Source organism: Vibrio sp. 1180_3 (genome assembly GCF_029478545.1).
Classification (GTDB): domain Bacteria; phylum Pseudomonadota; class Gammaproteobacteria; order Enterobacterales; family Vibrionaceae; genus Vibrio; species Vibrio aestuarianus.
In genome coordinates this window covers 1-487 of sequence record NZ_SJFM01000173.1, presented here as the reverse complement: position 1 = coordinate 487, position 487 = coordinate 1, and the positions used below count along the sequence as shown (strand labels likewise).

General features: G+C 44.8%; 1 pseudogene. It reads left to right on the top strand.

The annotated features are described in order from the left end of the window. Positions 1–186 precede the first annotated feature (186 nt). Positions 187–487, top strand: a pseudogene (locus EYW48_RS21430) (IS66 family transposase); the annotation flags it as partial.

Here is a 487-nt window from a genome sequence, read left to right as displayed (position 1 = left end):
CAAATGGCCCACTCAAGAGAAAAAGCAGGTCTACACCCTGACTCAATTTGACTTAGATAGACTGTTATCTGGCTTCACGATAATCGGCCATAAACCGATAAAAATAGACAACTTTACAATGAGTTGAACCCGATAAAAGTGAGTTATACCAAGCCTTGACGTGGTGTTTTTAGTATAATCAATGCCATGAAAAAGACGCCCGATATTAACCCAGAAAGCCAAGACATCGCCGAGCTTCAAGCTATGGTGAAAGCGTTGATGTCGGAGAAAAAAGAGTGGCAACAAGAGCGCCAATCCTTAATTGAGCAGTTTAAACTGGCCCTTGACCGTCAATTCGCCAAACGCTCGGAAGCGTTAAAGCCGTATAACGAAGCACAGGGTGACCTCTTTAATGAGGCGGAATGTGAAGCGGCGAAATCGGAAGATGAGGTTATCACCACCACAACGACGACAATCAAACGTCGTGGTAAACGTCAACCGCTTCCTA